We start from the raw sequence: 16043 nt of genomic DNA, 5'->3' as shown, positions 1-16043 counted from the left end.
AGTCAGAGTGGTATGCGGGATTCCCGATCATGGAGAACAGGGGGACCATGGGGAGGCACGTACTGTACCGACAGCCAGTAGTGGAGCACATGAACCGCCGCCTTTCCCCGCGCATCCGGATCCCGTCCTGGCTACCTGTCGACCCCTACATCCTGGCGCTCATCGGAACCGTCGCCCTCGCCGCGCTGCTGCCGGCCTCCGGTACGGTCGCCGACGTCGCGGGCGGGGCCTCGACCGGGGCGGTGGCGCTGCTGTTCTTCCTCTACGGGGCGCGGCTCTCCACCCGCGAGATGGTCGACGGGCTCAAGCACTGGCGGCTCCATCTGACCGTCCTCGCCTGTACGTTCGTGGTCTTCCCGTTGCTGGGCCTGGCCGCGCGGGGGCTCGTACCGTTCGCTCTGACGCCCGAGCTCTACAGCGGACTGCTCTTCCTCTGTCTGGTGCCCTCCACGGTCCAGTCGTCCATCGCCTTCACCTCCATGGCCCGCGGCAATGTGGCCGCCGCGATCTGCGCCGGATCGTTCTCCAGCCTCGTCGGCATCGTGATCACCCCCCTGCTCGCGGCGCTGCTGATCGGCGGCGGGGCGGCCGGCTTCTCCGCCGACTCGCTGTTCAAGATCGTCGCGCAGCTCCTGCTGCCGTTCCTGGCGGGCCAGTTGCTGCGCCGCTGGATCGTCGGCTTTCTCACCCGCCACCGCACGCTGCTCGGTCTGGTCGACCGCGGCTCGGTCCTGCTGGTCGTCTACACCGCGTTCAGTCAGGGCATGGCAGCGGGAATCTGGCACCAGGTGACCCCCGCCAGGCTGGCGGCGCTGCTGGGCGTCGAGGCGGTGCTGCTCGCCGCGATGCTCTCGCTGAGCTGGTACGGCGGCAAGCGCCTGGGCTTCGGCCGCGCGGACCGGATCGCGATCCAGTTCGCCGGATCGAAGAAGAGCCTGGCGGCGGGGCTGCCGATGGCGAGCGTGCTGTTCGGCGCGCAGGCGAGCCTGGCCGTACTGCCGCTGATGCTGTTCCACCAGATGCAGTTGATGGTGTGCGCGGTGATCGCGAAGCGCCGCGCGCAGGCTCCCGAGCCGCCGCGGCGACGGGATGTCCCGGGGCCCCGGAAGTGGCCCGCGTCGATCCGTACGCCCGTCTCCATGCCCGCAGGCGAGTGAGCCGAAGGGGCGCGTCGACGTCGAAAGGGCGGCTGTAGTCGATATGCGGCTCCGCCGCGCCGGCGGAGGTTCGTGAGGAACGAACGAATCGAGCACGGTCAACCGTCGATGTCGGCGAAAGGCGCCCCGGAGGCGAACCGAGCCTCAAAAAAAGAAGAAAGGGCCCGGCCGACGCAGGGGGCGCTCCCCGCCGGCCGAGCCCTGTTCCGTGCAGCGGGGGTGGTCAGACCCCGGTGTGAAGGGCGATCCTCCCGTCCCCCGCGTACACGTTCATGGAGGTGCCGCGGAGGAAGCCGACGAGCGTGAGCCCGGTCTCCGCGGCGAGATCGACGGCGAGCGACGAAGGCGCCGACACCGCCGCCAGCACAGGAATGCCCGCCATCACGGCTTTTTGTGCGAGTTCGAAGGACGCGCGGCCGGAGACCAGCAGGATCGCCCGGGAGAGCGGCAGCAGGTCCTGTCGCAGTGCCCGGCCGACGAGCTTGTCCACCGCGTTGTGCCGGCCGACGTCCTCCCGGATGTCCAGCATCTCGCCGTCCTCGGAGAACAGCGCGGCCGCGTGCAGGCCCCCGGTCCGGTCGAAGACCTGCTGGGCCGCCCGCAGCCGGTCGGGGAGGGCGGAGAGCAGCGCGGGCTCGACGTGGACCGGGGGAGTGTCACTGATGGGGAACCGGGCCGTGGTCCGCACGGCGTCCAGGCTGGCCTTGCCGCACAGTCCGCACGAGGAGGTCGTATAGACATTGCGCTCCAGCGTGATGTCCGGAACGGGCACCCCCGGCGCCAGCCGTACATCCACCACGTTGTACGTGTTCGAGCCGTCGTCCTTCGCTCCGGCGCAGTACACGATCGACTGGACGTCCGACCCCGCAGCCAGCACCCCTTCGCTGACGAGGAAGCCCGCCGCGAGCGCGAAGTCGTCGCCCGGGGTGCGCATGGTGATGGCGAGGGGCTTGCCGTTCAGCCGGATTTCCAGTGGCTCCTCCGCCACCAGGGTGTCGGGGCGGGTCGAGACGGCTCCGTCCCGGATACGGATGGTGCGGCGGCGCTCGGTGACCCGTCCCATGGTGATCCAGTCCTACTCGTCAGTGCTGCTTGCTGTCGGTGCCGCTGTCCGTGCCGCTGTCAGTGTTGTTGTACGTGCTGGTAGCCGAACCGCCCCTTGATACAGAGATTTCCGTGTGTCACCGGGTTGTCGTGCGGCGAGGTCACCTTCACGATCTCATTGTCCTGCACGTGCAGTGTCAGATTGCAGCCAACGCCGCAGTAGGCGCAGATCGTGGTGGTCTCCGTCTGAGCCGGTTCGTTCCATGTACCGGCCTCCCGCATGTCGAACTCCGACTTGAAGCTGAGTGCTCCGGTCGGGCAGACCTCGATGCAGTTGCCGCAGTAGACACAGGCCGAATCGGTGAGCGGTGTGTCGTGCTCGGTGGAGATACGGGCGTCGAAACCGCGGCCCGCAACGGAGATCGCGAAGGAATTCTGCCACTGCTCACCGCACGCGTCGACACACTTGTAGCACTGGATGCACTTGTCATAGTCGCGGACGTACAGATCGTTGTCGATCTTCGGCTCCTCGTTCAGCCGGGCCGCGTCGGGACCGAAGCGCGCCGGCTTCGCGTCGTACTCCCTGATCCATTCGGCCGCCCTCGGAGTGGTCGAGAGATCGGTCGACGAGGCGAGGAGTTCGAGGACGATCTTCCGGCTGTGCCGGGCGCGCTCGGTGTCCGTACGGACGTCCATGTCCGGCTCGGCGCGGCGCGAGCAGGCGGGCGCCAGCGTACGGGCGCCCTCGACCTCGACGACACACACCCGACAGGCGTTCTTCGGTGTGAGCGTGTCGCCCTCGCAGAGCGTCGGGATGTCCTTGCCGGCCGCCCGGCAGGCGTCCAGGAGTGTGGACCCCTCCGGTACCCGGGTCTCCTGGCCGTCCAGGGTGAACTGGATCAGTCGGCGCGGCGGCTGAAGCGGTATCGCGGTCACTCGGCACCCCTTGACTCGAAAACGTCCAGACGGTCGATGGCGGACTCGACGGCGCTCCACGCGGTCTGTCCGAGACCGCAGATCGAGGCGTCCTTCATGGCCCGGCCGACCTCGCGCAGCAGCGCCACGTCCTCGGCGGCCTCGGCGCCCGTACGGTCCAGGATCCGGTGCAGGGCTTCCTCCTGCCGTACCGTGCCGACCCGGCAGGGCACACACTGCCCGCACGACTCGTCGCGGAAGAACTCGGCGATGCGGAGCAGCATCCGCGGCAGCTGGACGGTGTCGTCCATCACCAGCACCACACCGGATCCGAGTGTGGTTCCGGCCGCTCTGGTCCCCTCGAAGGTCAGCGGTATGTCCCGCTCGTCGGGCCGTACGAACCCGCCCGCGGCGCCGCCGAGCAGGATCGCCCGTACCTCGCCCGGTGTGCCCGCCAGATCGAGCAGTTCGCCCAGCGTGGCGCCGAAGGGCAGTTCGTAGACACCGGGGCGCGACACACCGCCGGAGACACAGAACAGCTTCGGCCCGGTGGAACGGTCGGTGCCGACCGCCGCGTACGCCTGGGCGCCGTCGGTCAGGATCGGCAGCACATTGATCAGAGTCTCGACGTTGTTCTCGGCGGTCGGCTTGCCGAACAGGCCCTGTTCCACCGGGAAGGGCGGCTTGGAGCGCGGCTCGCCCCGGTAGCCCTCGATGGAGTTGAACAGGGCGGTCTCCTCGCCGCAGATGTACGCGCCCGCGCCGCGCCGGATCTCGATGTCGAAGGCGTACCCCTGGCCGAGGATGTCGTCCCCGAGCAGTCCGCGGGCGCGCGCCCGGTCGATCGCGTTCTGGAGGAGCCGCAGGGCACGCGGGTACTCGCCGCGCAGATAGAGATAGCCGTGGTGCGCGCCGACCGCGTATCCGGCGATGGTCATCGACTCGATCAGCGAGTACGGATCGCCCTCCATGACCACCCGGTCCTTGAAGGTGCCGGGCTCCGACTCGTCGGCGTTGCAGACCAGATAGTGCGGGTGGGCCGGCTGCGAGGCGGTGGCCTGCCACTTGCGGCCGGTGGGGAAGGCCGCGCCGCCGCGGCCGACCAGACCGGCGTCGGTGACCTCCCTGATGACACCGGCGGCCCCGATGTCGAAGGCCCGCCGCAGCGCCGCGTAACCGCCGTGCGCCCGGTAGTCGTCGAGGCTGTACGGGTCGACCACCCCGACGCGGCGGAGCAGCGTCAGCCCCGGCTGCCCGGCCTGCGGTACGGCCATCGCGGCGGCGGGCTCCGCGGGCGCCGCCTCGGGCGCGGCCGAGGCCAGGACGAGCGCCTCGGCGGTGGCGGGGGCGATGACGGCGGTGGCGTACGGCCGGGACGGCGGCTCCGTCGCCTCGGCGCCCTCCGCCGCGCCCGCCTGGATGAGCAGCGCCGCCGGGGCCCGCTCGCAGAGGCCGAGACAGGGGCTCGGCTGCCAGACGGCGCCGGCCGTCGGGGCGCCCGCGGCTCCCAGACGCTCTTCCAGGCTCGCGCAGAGCGCCTGGGAGCCATGGGCGGCGCAGGCCAGATCGGTGCAGACGTGCAGCACCTTCGCGGGGCGTGGTTTGACCGCGAACATCGCGTAGAAGGTGGCGACGCCGTACGCCTCCGCCGGCGGCACCGTGAGCCGTCGGCAGAGGTAGTCCAGCGCGCCCTCGCTGATCCAGCCGACGCGGTCGTTGACCGCGTGCAGCCCCGGCAACAGCAGATCTCGTCGCGCCCGTGCCTCGCGACCGCCCCGGGCCCAGCGCAGATCTGTGTCCGTACGGTCGTCCGCGCCCTCCCAGGCCGAGGCCGGCGGGCCGAGCAGTGCGTCGACCGCCGCCCGTTCCTCATCGGTCGGCTTGCTGTCACCGAAGTGCAGGTCCACTGAGTCTCAGCTCCTTGACGCCGCCGCGGGCAGCTTCTCGATCCGGATCGCCGACGCCTTGAACTCGGCGGTGCCCGCGATCGGGCAGTTCGCCTCGATGGTCAGCTGGTTGGTGTCCACCTCGTCGGGGAAGTGCATGGTCATGAAGGCCAGACCGGGACGGAGCCCCGGGTCGACCCAGACCGGTGCCTGTACGGTGCCGCGCCGCGACGAGATACGGACCTCCTCGCCCACGGTCACCCCGTACCGCTCGGCGTCCTCCGGGCACAGCTCGACGTACTCGCCGCGCCGCAGCGGTGAGGCGAAACTCCCGCTCTGCACCCCGGTGTTGTACGAGTCGAGCCGACGGCCCGTGGTGAGCCTGATCGGGTACTGATCATCCGTCAGATCCACCGGCGGATCGTGCTTGACGATGCCGAAGGGCGCGAGCCGGCCGCGCTTGGCCGGGTCGCTCTCCCACAACCTGCCGTGCAGATAGGTCGGTTCGAGCTTCTCCGGGTCCGGGCAGGGCCACTGGATGCCCTGGTGCTCCGCCAGCCGCTCATAGGTCATGCCGTAGTGGTCGGGGGAGACCGAACGCAGTTCGTTCCACACCGACTCCGCGTCCGCGTACTTCCAGGCGTGCCCGAGCCGGCCGGCCAGATCGCAGATGATGTCGATGTCCTCACGCGCCTCGCCCGGCGGCTCGACGGCCTTGCGCACCCGCTGCACCCGGCGCTCGCTGTTGGTGGTGGTGCCGTCCGTCTCCGCCCAGGCGGCGGTGGCGGGCAGCACCACATCGGCGAGTTCGGCGGTCTTGGTGAGGAAGATGTCCTGCACCACGAGACAGTCGAGCCGCTTCATCCGCTCCACGGCCTGCTCGCTGTCGGCCTCGGACTGGGCGGGGTTCTCGCCGATGCAGTAGACGGCCTTGAGCCCGCCGGTCTCCATCGCCTCGAACATATCCGTGAGGTTGAGCCCGTAGTGCGGCTGGATGACGGTGTCCCACGCGGTCTCGAACTTCCGCCGGACATCGGGCTCCAGGATGTCCTGGAAGCCGGGCAGCCGGTTGGGGATGGCGCCCATGTCGCCGCCGCCCTGCACATTGTTCTGGCCGCGCAGCGGCTGCACGCCCGAGCCGTAGCGGCCGACATGCCCGGTGAGCAGGGAGAGATTGATCAGCGCCCGTACGTTGTCGGTGCCGTTGTGGTGCTCGGTGATGCCCAGCGTCCAGCACAGCTGGGCCCGTTCGGCGCGGGCGTAGGCGTGCGCGAGCTCGCGGATCGCCTCGGCCGGTACGCCGGTCACCTGCTCGGCCACCGAGAGCGTCCACGGCTCGACCTCGGCGGCGTACTCCTCGAACCCGGTGGTGGCGCGCTCGATGAACGAGCGGTTGTGCAGCCCCGCGTGGATGATCTCGCGGCCGACCGCGTGGGCCAGGGGGATGTCCGTACCGACGTTCAGCCCGAGCCAGCTCTCGGCCCATTCGGCGGTGGAGGTGCGGCGGGGGTCGATGGCGTACATACGCGCGCCGTTCCTGATGCCCCGCAGCACGTGCTGGAAGAAGATCGGGTGGGCGAAGCGGGCGTTGGAGCCCCACATCACGATCAGATCCGTGTGGTCGACCTCCCCGTACGAGGAGGTGCCGCCGCCGGAGCCGAAAACGGCGGAGAGGCCCGCCACACTCGGCGCGTGACAGGTCCTGTTGCAGGAGTCCACGTTGTTGGTGCCCATCACCACGCGGGCGAACTTCTGGGCCACGTAGTTCATTTCATTGGTGGCGCGGGCGCAGGAGAACATTCCGAACGCGCCGCGTGCGGCGCGCAGGCCCTCGGCCGCGCGGTCCAGCGCCTCGTCCCAGGTCGCCCTGCGGAGGGGGCCGCCCTTCTCGTCCCGCACCAGGGGGTGGGTGATGCGGGCATATGTTTTCGGCGTTCGGTCTCGCTTCTTCACGCTGCGCTCTCCTTTGGGAGTGATGGCCGCGCCCCATTGCATACAGTATTCCGGTGGCGGGTACGCGAGGGAACCCCGGTGCGGGGATTTGACGCGTACCCGCCCCCTCCATGGATCGGTGACGAGTGGTCAGGCGGCCGCGGTCACACCGCGGGCCAGCAGGTCCGAGATCGCGTCCACCGTGCGGAGCGTCGGCACCGGAACTTCACTGATCGCGGCGAGCTCCACGACGGCGGCGAGCAGCACATCCAGCTCCAGGGGCTTGCCCTTCTCCAGGTCCTGGAGAGTGGATGTCCGGTGGTCACCGACCCGTTCCGCCCCCGCCAGCCGCCGTTCGACGGATATGTCGGGACGGCAGCCCAGCGCCTCGGCGACCCGCAGGGCCTCCGACATCATCAGTTCGATGACCTCGCGGGTGGAACGGTGCAGGCACATCTCCCGCATGGTGGCGCGGGTGAGGGCGCTGATCGGGTTGAACGAGATATTGCCGAGGAGCTTGATCCAGATGTCCTCGCGCAACTCGGCCTCGACAGGACATTTGAGACCGCCCGTCCGCATGGCATCGCTGAATTCCAGACACCTCGGCGAGACCGAGCGGTCGGGTTCACCGATCGAGAACCGGGTGCCTTCGAGATGCCGGACGACGCCCGGCCCTTCCAGCTCCGTCGCCGCGTACACCACACACCCGATCGCACGTTCGGGTGGGAGTACGGCGCTGACCGAGCCGCCCGGGTCGACACTCTCGACCCGCCGGCCGTCGTGCGGGCCGCCGTGGCCGTGGAAGTACCACCAGGGGATGCCGTTCTGGGCGGCGATGACCGCCGTGCTGTCCTTGAGCAGGGGCGTCACCAGCGGCCCGCACGCCGCGTAGGAGTTGGCCTTCAGCCCGAGGAACACATAGTCGACCGGACCGATGTCCTCCGGCCGGTCGGTGGCGTGCACCCGCGCGGTGAAGTCACCGCGCGGACTGAGCACTCGGACTCCGTGCTCCCGCATGGCCGACAAATGCGGTCCGCGGGCGATGAGGTGGACGTCGGCGCCCGCTCGGTCGAGAGCGGCTCCGACATAGGCGCCGATCGCTCCGGCGCCGACAACTGCGACTTTCACTGTGGGGCTCTCCGTTCGGTTTGAGGGAGACCGAGGGAAGGGTCACACTCCGCTCGCTGCTTTCTGTGCTGTTGATCACACTTCGTGTTGACGATATATTGTCTACAGTATGTAGTTCTGGTCGACAAGGCTCCGGAAAGGTATGCGGTCGGCAAACTCCGCCGACGGATCTTCCCAAGCGGGTTGACCGGTTCTTAGAGTCGCGACCATGACGCCACCCATCGCGCCCGCCGGCTGGAGCCGCTGGCTGGTACCCCCCGCCGCCTTGTCGGTGCATCTGTCGATCGGCCAGGCCTATGCCTGGAGCGTGTTCAAACCGCCGCTCGAATCGGCCCTCGGTCTCTCCGGCACCGCGAGCGCGCTCCCCTTCCAGCTGGGCATCGTCATGCTCGGCCTGTCCGCGGCCTTCGGCGGCACACTCGTCGAACGCAATGGTCCGCGCTGGGCGATGACCGTCGCTCTCTGCTGTTTCTCGTCGGGCTTTCTGCTCGCCGCGCTCGGCGCGGCCACCGAGCAGTACTGGCTGATCGTCTTCGGCTATGGCTTCGTCGGCGGTATAGGCCTGGGCATCGGCTATATCTCGCCCGTCTCCACCCTGATGAAGTGGTTCCCCGATCGGCCCGGCATGGCCACCGGCATCGCCATCATGGGCTTCGGCGGCGGCGCGCTCATCGCCTCGCCGTGGTCCGCGCAGATGCTGGACTCGTTCGGTACGGGGAGCAAGGGGATCGCGTTCGCCTTCCTGGTGCACGGGCTGGTCTACGCGGTGTTCATGGCGCTCGGTGTCCTGCTCGTCCGCGTACCCCCGCCCGGCTACCGGCAGGGCGGGGGCGACGGGGCGCGGCCGGTCCCCGGCGCCGCGAAGCCCGCGGCGGCCACGCTGATCTCCACCGCGCAGGTGTCCGCCCGATCCGCCGTGCGCACCCCGCAGTTCTGGTGTCTGTGGGTCGTCCTGTGCATGAATGTGACCGCGGGCATCGGCATCCTGGAGAAGGCCGCCCCGATGATCACCGACTTCTTCGCGAAGACGGACGCGCCCGTCAGCGTGTCGGCCGCCGCCGGTTTCGTGGCGCTGCTCTCCGCCGCCAATATGGCGGGCCGGATCGGCTGGTCCTCCACGTCGGACCTGATCGGCCGGAAGAACATGTACCGCGTCTATCTCGGTGTCGGCGCGCTGATGTATCTGCTGATCTCACAGTTCGGCGGCTCCTCCAAGCCGCTGTTCGTCCTCTGCGCGCTGGTGATCCTGTCCTTCTACGGAGGCGGTTTCGCCACGATCCCCGCCTATCTCAAGGATCTTTTCGGCACCTATCAGGTGGGCGCCATCCACGGCCGGCTGCTCACCGCCTGGTCCACCGCCGGTGTGCTCGGCCCGCTGATCGTCAACCGGGTCGCCGACAGCGAGGAAGCGGCGGGCAGGAGCGGATCCGGCCTGTACGGTCTCTCGTTCACCATCATGATCGGGCTGCTGGTCATCGGCTTCGTCGCCAATGAACTGGTCAGGCCCGTCCACCCCCGCCACCACGTCCCCGCCCCCAGGGAGGCCGCCGATGACCACGTCACCAGCGAACAGCGCCAGGCCGGCTGAGCCCCGGCGTACCGGTCTGATCGTTTTCGCCTGGCTTTGGGTCGGGATCCCCCTCGCGTACGGTGTGTATGAGCTGGTACTGAAGGCGGCCCAGCTTTTCACCGGATGATATGGAGTCTCCAAGCGGCGCGGCTGAATCCTGTTGGTTTACTTGCACCCTTACCGGTGAGTCGCTGGCAAGACTGGAGCATTCCTGACGTCGAACCAGAGGGGGTCCCGGGCATGACGGGCACTCGTATCGCCGCGCTCGGGCACTATCAGCCCGCCAAGGTGCTCACCAATCACGACCTGGCGGCCATGGTCGACACCAGTGACACGTGGATCAGCAGCCGGGTGGGGATCAAAACCCGCCATATGGCGGGGCCCGACGAGCCGGTGGACGAGCTGGCCGCGCACGCGGGCGCCAAGGCGCTGGCGTCCGCCGGGCTCACCCCGGCGGACATCGATCTGGTACTGGTCGCCACCTCCACGGCCATCGACCGCTCCCCGAACACCGCGGCCCGGGTCGCCGCCCGGCTCTCCATGGGCTCGCCCGCCGTCATGGACCTCAATGTCGTCTGCGCGGGCTTCACCCATGCCCTCGCCACCGCCGATCACGCCGTACGAGCGGGCTCAGCGTCCCGGGTCCTGGTGATCGGGGCGGACAAGATGACCGCGATCACCGACTGGACCGATCGCTCGACCTGCGTATTGGTCGGAGACGGCGCGGGCGCGGCGGTCGTGGTGGCGGCCGACGCCGACAAGGAGCCGGGGATCGGTCCGGTGCTCTGGGGCTCGGTGCCGGAGATGGGCCACGCGGTACGGATCGAGGGCAGCCCGCCGGTCTTCGCCCAGGAGGGGCAGTCCGTCTACCGCTGGGCGACCACCCAGCTGCCGCCGATCGCCCGCCGGGTATGTGAACGGGCGGGTGTCACCCCCGAGGAACTGGCCGCGGTCGTGCTGCACCAGGCCAATCTGCGGATCATCGAGCCCGTCGCCCAGAAGATCGGTGCGGTCAACGCGGTCATCGCCCGTGATGTGGTGGATTCCGGCAATACGTCCGCGGCGTCGATCCCGATGGCCCTGTCCAAACTCGTGGACCGCGGAGAGATTCCGTCGGGTGCGCCGGCACTGCTCTTCGGCTTCGGGGGAAACCTCTCCTACGCGGGTCAGGTCATCCGCTGCCCCTGAATCCCGGCGTTCTCGGTAGACTGTAGACGATAGCCAATGTCTTGATGCTCATCACCCCTGGTGACATCGGTCCATCGCTACAGTCAATGACACTGCCGGCCAGGAGGGGGACGCGATGTTGTCCGCGAAGTTGGCGCAAGGTGCCGTGCCTAAACTCGAACGACCGGGACCACTGCGTGAACGTGTGTACGAGGCCCTGCTCGAACTGATCACGACCCGGGCGCTCCAGCCCGGTCAGCACCTCGTGGAGAGCGAACTCGCGCGTCATCTGGGGGTGTCCAGGCAGCCGGTGCGTGAGGCCCTGCAGCGCCTCAACACCGAGGGCTGGGTCGATCTGCGCCCGGCGCAGGGCGCCTTCGTCCATGAGCCGACCGAGGACGAGGCGGACCAGCTTCTCTCGGTCCGTACGCTGCTGGAGGCGGAGGCCGCCCGGCTGGCCGCGGCCAACTCCGGCGCGGCGGGGATCGCCGAGCTGGAGGCGCTGTGCGCCAAGGGCGAGCAGTCGGTGGCCGACGACGACAGGGATCTGACGGTCGCCACCAACGCCGCCTTCCACGCCAAGGTCATGGAGCTGGCGGGCAATGTCGTACTGGCCGAGCTGGCCGCGCAGGTGGACCGCCGGGTGCGCTGGTACTACACGCCGGTCGCCCGCCAGCGCGGCAAGCAGTCCTGGATCGAGCACCGTGAGCTCATCGCCGCGATTTCTACGCGCGACGAACGGCGCGCGACGGAAGTCATGAAGGCGCACACGGAGCACACGCGCAACACGTACCACCACCGGCAAGAGTCCTGATCGCCCCAAGTCCGGGCATTCCACCCTTACCCGAAAAGTAGGTGCGAAGGGCCGCTAAAGCGACGCCTCGAAACGGCTTTGTCCTCGGTGTGGAGAAAGTTGGGACTGATTCCCGCTCAACTTCTTCCCCCTGCGGGCAAGCGCTGCTACGTTCCCTCGAAAGCCCGACGTATAGGCCGAGAAGGCGGGGAGGGGCGCGTGAGACGTATGACCGCACGACCCGCGAACGCGCATCAGGCGCGACTGCTCAGGCTGTTGCGCGACGGTGGCCCCAACTCCCGTGCGCAACTGGGTGACCAGGTCGATCTCTCGCGCTCCAAGCTCGCCGTCGAGGTGGACCGGCTGCTGGAGACCGGCCTGGTGGTCGCCGACGGACTCGCCGCCTCGCGCGGCGGCCGGCGCTCCCACAACATCCGGCTCGCGCCCGCCCTGCGCTTCCTCGGTGTCGATATCGGCGCCACCTCCATCGATGTCGCCGTGACCAACGCGGAGCTGGAGGTGCTGGGACATCTCAACCACCCCATGGACGTCCGCGAGGGCCCCGTCGCCGTCTTCGAGCAGGTGCTCGTCATGGCGGCCAAGCTCAAGGTCTCCGGGCTCGCCGACGAGTTCGACGGCGCCGGGATCGGCGTACCGGGACCCGTCCGCTTCCCCGAGGGTGTCCCCGTCGCGCCGCCGATCATGCCGGGCTGGGACGGCTTCCCCGTACGGGAGGCGCTCAGCCAGGAGCTCGGCTGCCCGGTCATGGTCGACAACGATGTGAACCTGATGGCGATGGGGGAGCAGCACGCGGGCGTCGCACGCTCGGTCGGTGACTTCCTCTGCGTCAAGATCGGTACCGGTATCGGCTGCGGCATCGTCGTCGGCGGCGAGGTCTATCGCGGTACGACCGGCAGCGCCGGCGACATCGGCCATATCCAGGTCGAGTCGGACGGCCGCGCCTGCGCCTGCGGCAACAAGGGCTGTCTGGAGGCCTACTTCAGCGGCGCCGCCCTCGCCCGGGACGCCGAGGACGCCGCGCGCTCCGGCCGCTCGCCCGAGCTGGCCGCCCGGCTGGAGGCCGCGGACCGGCTCTCCGCCGTGGATGTCGCCGCCGCCGCCGCGGCCGGTGACCCCGCCGCACTCGAACTCATCCGGGCCGGCGGCAACCGCGTCGGCCAGGTCATCGCCGGGCTCGTGAGCTTCTTCAACCCGGGCCTCGTGGTGATCGGCGGCGGGGTGACCGGTCTCGGTCACACGCTGCTGGCCAGCGTACGTACCCAGGTCTACCGGCAGTCCCTGCCGCTGGCCACCGGCAACCTCCCCATCGTCCTGGGGGAGTTGGGCCCGACCGCCGGAGTCACCGGCGCGGCCCGGCTCATCAGCGACCACCTGTTCTCGCCGGCCTGACGCCCGTCCGGGCCCGGCGGCGCACCACCGGACACCAACGCCACACCACCGCTCCATCCGCGACAACCGCACCACACCGCACGAGCCGTACACCGCACGAGCCGCACCACGCATGAGCCGTACCACGCATGAGCCGCACGACCCGTAACCACCGCAGTACGCACGACCCGTAACCACCGCAGTACGCACGACCCGTAACCACCGCAGTACGCACGAGCCGCAGTACCCGCACGAGCCGCGTCAGCCGCACGAGCCGTATCCGTACGACGCACCAACACCGCTCCGCCGCACCTGGTTCCGCCCTGCCCAACTCCGCCCCGCATTCTTCCTTTTGCTCCTTTTCTGCCCTGCCCGCTCTACGGCCGCATCCGCCGAGGGGATACGCCATGGCACCAACACCCGCACCACCCGAAAACCTTCTGCTCACCATGTCCGGCATCACCAAGCTGTTCCCCGGTGTCCGCGCCCTCGACGGTGTGGACCTGGAGGTCGAGGCCGGCGAGGTCCACTGCCTGCTCGGCCAGAACGGCGCCGGCAAGTCCACCCTCATCAAGGTGCTCGCCGGGGCCCACCAGCCCGACGGCGGTGTGATCACCTGGCGCGGCGAGGCCGTCACACTGAAATCACCCATCGCCGCCATGCGGCTCGGCATCGCGACCATTTACCAGGAACTCGACCTGGTCGAGGGGCTGACGGTCGCCGAGAACATCTTCCTCGGACACGAGCCCACCACCGCCGGCTTCGTGGTCAGGGGCGGGGAGGCGAGGACCCGCGCCACCGCGCTGCTCAAGCGGCTCGGCCACCCCGAGATCCAGGCGCACCGGCCCGTCGGCTCGCTCTCCGCCGCGCAGCAGCAGATCGTGTCGATGGCCCGCGCCCTCTCGCACGAGGTACGGCTCATCGTGATGGACGAGCCGTCCGCGGCCCTCGACCCCGACGAGGTCGACAACCTCTTCCGTATCGTCTCCACCCTCACCGCCGACGGCGTGGCCGTCATCTATATCTCCCACCGGCTGGAGGAGATCCGGCGCATCGGCGACCGGGTCACCGTCATCAAGGACGGCCGGACCGTGGCCGTCGCCCTGCCCGCGAAGGAGACCCCGACCCGCGAGGTCGTCGCGCTGATGACCGGCCGGAACGTCGAGTACGTCTTCCCCGAGCGGCCCGCACCCGCCACGGCGGGCGCGGCGCGGCCCGAGCCCGTACTGAAGGTCGAAGGGCTGGCCAGGGAAGGCGAGTTCGCACCCGTCGACCTCGAACTGCGGCCCGGCGAGATCGTCGGACTCGCGGGACTCGTCGGCTCGGGCCGCTCCGAGATCCTGGAGACGATCTACGGCGCGCGCAAGGCCACCGCGGGCCGGGTGCTCGTCGACGGCACCCCGCTGCGGCCCGGCAGCGTACGCGCCGCCGTCCGCGCGGGGCTCGGCCTCGCACCCGAGGAACGCAAGGCCCAGGGCCTGCTGATGCTCGAATCCGTCACCCGCAATGTGTCGGTGTCCTCGCTGTCCCGCTTCTCCCGGGCCGGCTGGCTCGACCACTCGGCGGAGCGGACGGCGGCCCAGGAGGCCACCAGGGAACTCTCCCTGCGCCCCGACAACCCGGACGCCCGTATCCGTACCCTCTCCGGCGGCAACCAGCAGAAGGCGGTCCTCGCCCGCTGGCTGCTGCGCGGCTGCCGGGTGCTGCTGCTCGACGAGCCGACACGCGGAGTCGACGTCGGCGCCCGCGCCGAGTTGTACGCCGTGATCCGCCGGCTGGCCGACGAGGGCCTTGCCGTACTGCTCGTCTCCAGCGAGGTCCCCGAAGTCCTGGGCCTCGCCGACCGGGTGCTGGTGCTCCGCGAGGGCCAGGTCGTCCACCGGGCGCCCGCCCAGGAGCTCGACGAGCACCGTGTACTCGACCTTGTGATGGAAGGGAGCCCGACGTCATGAAACAGCCTGCCTCCGAGGCACAGCAGGGCGGGCCCGACGCGGCGGCCACGCCCGAGCCGCCCGCCACGACCCACGCGTCCGCCAAGTCCACGCAGGAGAAGGGCGGTGGGCGCGCCCTCGGGCTGCGTCTCGACGTCCGTAACCTCTCCCTGCTCGGGGTGCTCGCCGCACTGATCATCGTCGGCGGCATCACCAAGCCCGATCAGTTCCTGGACGTCAACAACCTCCAGCTGGTGCTCACCCAGGCGTCCGTCATCGGTGTGGTCACCGTCGGTATGACGTTCGTGATCATCAGCGGCGGGATCGATCTGTCGGTCGGCGCGATCGTGGCGCTGGCATCGGTCTGGGCGACCACACTGGCCACCCAGGAATACGGCTTCGCCGGCATTCTCTTCACCGCGGTGATCGTGGGTCTGGCCTGCGGACTGGTCAACGGCGTACTGATCGCCTACGGCGGGATGGTGCCGTTCATCGCCACCCTCGCGATGCTCGCCTCCGCCCGTGGTCTGGCCCTCCAGATCACCGACGGCAAGACCCAGATCGTCACCGTGGACTCGGTCCTCGACCTCGGGGTCCGTGACTCGTACATCCTGGGCATCCCGCCGCTCGTGCTGGTCTTCGCGGCCGTCACGGTCATCGGCTGGCTGATCCTCAACCGGACGACCTTCGGCCGGCGCACCGTCGCCGTCGGCGGCAACGCGGAGGCCGCGCGGCTCGCCGGTATCGATGTACGCAGGCAGCGGCTCTATCTGTATCTGCTCTCCGGACTCTGCTGCGGTATCGCGGCGTTCCTGCTGATCATCCTGGCCGGCTCGGGACAGAACACCAACGGGAATCTGTACGAGCTGGACGCCATCGCCGCGGCGATCATCGGCGGCACCCTGCTCAGCGGCGGCCGCGGCACGATCGTCGGCTCCGTACTCGGTGTTCTGGTCTTCACCACGATCACCAACATCTTCGCCCTCAACAACCTGCAGAGCGACGTCCAGCAGATCGCCAAGGGCGCGATCATCGTCGCCGCCGTACTGGTCCAGCGCCGCACCGTGCGCAATGGCGAGTCCTGACGTCCGGTCTCGCACCCGCTTCCTGTCGTACCGCCCTATCTGAAGG

The 16043-nt window shown here is 69.4% G+C and carries 12 protein-coding genes; 7 read left to right on the top strand and 5 right to left on the bottom strand.

Translation table 11 applies throughout. The features are described from left to right. Window positions 1–89 precede the first annotated feature (89 nt). Window positions 90–1157, top strand: a complete 1068-nt coding sequence (locus ACFRMN_RS18815) for a bile acid:sodium symporter family protein (protein WP_383020665.1) — start codon at window positions 90–92, stop codon at window positions 1155–1157. Between the two features lie 223 nt (window positions 1158–1380). On the opposite strand, the gene fdhD is transcribed toward ACFRMN_RS18815, so the two are convergent. The 5 genes from fdhD to ACFRMN_RS18790 form a co-directional block, all read right to left on the bottom strand. Continuing rightward, window positions 1381–2220, bottom strand: coding sequence for a formate dehydrogenase accessory sulfurtransferase FdhD (gene fdhD / locus ACFRMN_RS18810; protein ID WP_383020662.1), 840 nt, complete (start codon window positions 2218–2220; stop codon window positions 1381–1383). A 59-nt stretch (window positions 2221–2279) separates the two neighbouring features. After that, window positions 2280–3137 carry a 2Fe-2S iron-sulfur cluster-binding protein gene (locus tag ACFRMN_RS18805; protein WP_383020660.1) on the bottom strand — a complete coding sequence of 286 codons (858 nt, stop codon included), beginning with the start codon at window positions 3135–3137 and terminating at the stop codon, window positions 2280–2282. Continuing rightward, window positions 3134–5023 (bottom strand): NAD(P)H-dependent oxidoreductase subunit E, encoded by a 1890-nt coding sequence (locus ACFRMN_RS18800; protein ID WP_383020657.1) that lies wholly within the window; start codon window positions 5021–5023, stop codon window positions 3134–3136. The genes ACFRMN_RS18805 and ACFRMN_RS18800 overlap by 4 nt, the downstream gene beginning before the upstream one ends. Before the next feature lie 6 nt (window positions 5024–5029). Beyond that, window positions 5030–6955, bottom strand: a complete 1926-nt coding sequence (locus ACFRMN_RS18795; RefSeq protein WP_383020655.1) for a molybdopterin oxidoreductase family protein — start codon at window positions 6953–6955, stop codon at window positions 5030–5032. Window positions 6956–7084: 129 nt separating this feature from the next. Next, on the bottom strand, window positions 7085–8062 hold the full coding sequence (locus ACFRMN_RS18790; RefSeq protein WP_383020652.1) for a 2-dehydropantoate 2-reductase: 978 nt from the start codon (window positions 8060–8062) through the stop codon (window positions 7085–7087). A gap of 208 nt (window positions 8063–8270) precedes the next feature. Here ACFRMN_RS18790 and ACFRMN_RS18785 point away from each other — a divergent pair, with 208 nt between their 5' ends. The 6 genes from ACFRMN_RS18785 to ACFRMN_RS18760 all read left to right on the top strand — a co-directional run bounded on the left by ACFRMN_RS18785 (window position 8271) and on the right by ACFRMN_RS18760 (window position 15997). Next, the gene (locus ACFRMN_RS18785) at window positions 8271–9650 is read left to right on the top strand and encodes an OFA family MFS transporter (RefSeq protein ID WP_383020650.1); all 1380 of its coding nucleotides are present in this window, start codon (window positions 8271–8273) and stop codon (window positions 9648–9650) included. Between the two features lie 222 nt (window positions 9651–9872). After that, the gene (locus ACFRMN_RS18780) at window positions 9873–10820 is read left to right on the top strand and encodes a beta-ketoacyl-ACP synthase III (RefSeq protein WP_383020647.1); all 948 of its coding nucleotides are present in this window, start codon (window positions 9873–9875) and stop codon (window positions 10818–10820) included. A 115-nt stretch (window positions 10821–10935) separates the two neighbouring features. Continuing rightward, on the top strand, window positions 10936–11613 hold the full coding sequence (locus ACFRMN_RS18775; RefSeq protein WP_030350461.1) for a GntR family transcriptional regulator: 678 nt from the start codon (window positions 10936–10938) through the stop codon (window positions 11611–11613). A gap of 207 nt (window positions 11614–11820) precedes the next feature. Next, on the top strand, window positions 11821–13002 hold the full coding sequence (locus ACFRMN_RS18770; protein ID WP_351418774.1) for an ROK family transcriptional regulator: 1182 nt from the start codon (window positions 11821–11823) through the stop codon (window positions 13000–13002). Window positions 13003–13430: 428 nt separating this feature from the next. Continuing rightward, window positions 13431–14933 (top strand): sugar ABC transporter ATP-binding protein, encoded by a 1503-nt coding sequence (locus ACFRMN_RS18765; protein ID WP_383021032.1) that lies wholly within the window; start codon window positions 13431–13433, stop codon window positions 14931–14933. Continuing rightward, entirely contained in the window at window positions 14930–15997 is a 1068-nt protein-coding gene (locus tag ACFRMN_RS18760) for an ABC transporter permease (RefSeq protein WP_383020644.1), read from the top strand. Before ACFRMN_RS18765 ends, ACFRMN_RS18760 begins: the two co-directional genes overlap by 4 nt. Window positions 15998–16043 lie beyond the last annotated feature (46 nt).

The sequence above is a fragment of the Streptomyces sp. NPDC056835 genome (genome assembly GCF_042789485.1).
GTDB lineage: Bacteria > Actinomycetota > Actinomycetes > Streptomycetales > Streptomycetaceae > Streptomyces.
Note: the sequence above shows the minus strand (reverse complement) of the source record. Positions and strands in the feature narration are given on the sequence as shown.